At 67.6% G+C, this 1,162-nt stretch carries 1 protein-coding gene; it reads left to right on the forward strand.

Annotation, left to right across the window (positions count from 1 at the left end; translation table 11 throughout):
- Window positions 1-1,144, forward strand: a 1,144-nt coding sequence (locus AB0Q99_RS34315; RefSeq protein ID WP_363578191.1) for an acyl-CoA dehydrogenase family protein, incomplete at its 5' end; no start/stop codon positions are given.
- Window positions 1,145-1,162 lie beyond the last annotated feature (18 nt).

The following is a 1,162-nucleotide window of genomic DNA, read 5'->3' on the forward strand; positions in this document are numbered from 1 at the left end:
GGACTTCGATCTCTTCCGCATCTCCGAGGAGCACGAGATGCTTCGTGAGGCGGTGCGTTCGCTGGCCGAGGCGAAGATCGCCCCGTTCGCGGCGGAGGTGGACGAGCAGGGCCGGTTCCCGCAGGAGGCGCTGGAGGCGCTGCGGGGCAGTGATCTGCACGCGGTGCACGTGCCGGAGGAGTTCGGTGGTGCGGGGGCGGACGCGCTGGCGACGGTGATCGTGATCGAGGAGGTCGCGCGGGTGTGTGCGTCCTCGTCGTTGATCCCGGCGGTGAACAAGCTGGGGTCGCTGCCGGTGCAGTTGTCGGGTTCGGAGGCGTTGAAGGCGAAGTACCTGGGGGCGTTGGCCCGGGGTGAGGGGATGTTCTCGTACTGCCTGTCGGAGCCGGAGGCGGGTTCGGATGCGGCGGGGATGCGGACCCGGGCGGTGCGGGACGGTGATGTCTGGGTGCTGAACGGTGTGAAGCGCTGGATCACGAACGCGGGTGTGTCGGAGTTCTACACGGTGATGGCCGTGACCGACCCGGAGAAGCGGTCGAAGGGGATCTCGGCGTTCGTGGTGGAGAAGGGCGACGAGGGGGTGTCGTTCGGTGCTCCGGAGAAGAAGCTGGGGATCAAGGGGTCGCCGACGCGTGAGGTGTACTTCGACAATGTGCGGATTCCGGCGGACCGGATGATCGGTGCGGAGGGGACGGGGTTCGCGACGGCGATGCGGACGCTGGACCACACGCGGGTGACGATCGCGGCGCAAGCGGTGGGGATCGCGCAGGGTGCGCTGGATTACGCGAAGGGGTACGTGCGGGAGCGTCGGCAGTTCGGGAAGGCGATCGCGGAGTTCCAGGGTGTGCAGTTCATGCTGGCGGACATGGCGATGAAGCTGGAGGCGGCGCGGCAGTTGACGTACGCGGCTGCGGCGAAGTCGCAGCGGGGGGACGGGGATCTGACGTTCTTCGGTGCGGCGGCGAAGTGCTACGCGTCGGATGCGGCGATGGAGATCACGACGGACGCGGTGCAGTTGCTGGGTGGGTACGGGTACACGCGTGACTATCCGGTGGAGCGGATGATGCGGGACGCGAAGATCACGCAGATCTACGAGGGGACCAACCAGGTCCAGCGGATCGTGATGGCCCGCAACCTCCCGTAACCCCGCCCGACCTGTACG

The sequence above is a fragment of the Kitasatospora sp. NPDC086791 genome (assembly GCF_040685975.1).
In the GTDB taxonomy this organism is placed as follows: Bacteria; Actinomycetota; Actinomycetes; order Streptomycetales; family Streptomycetaceae; genus Kitasatospora.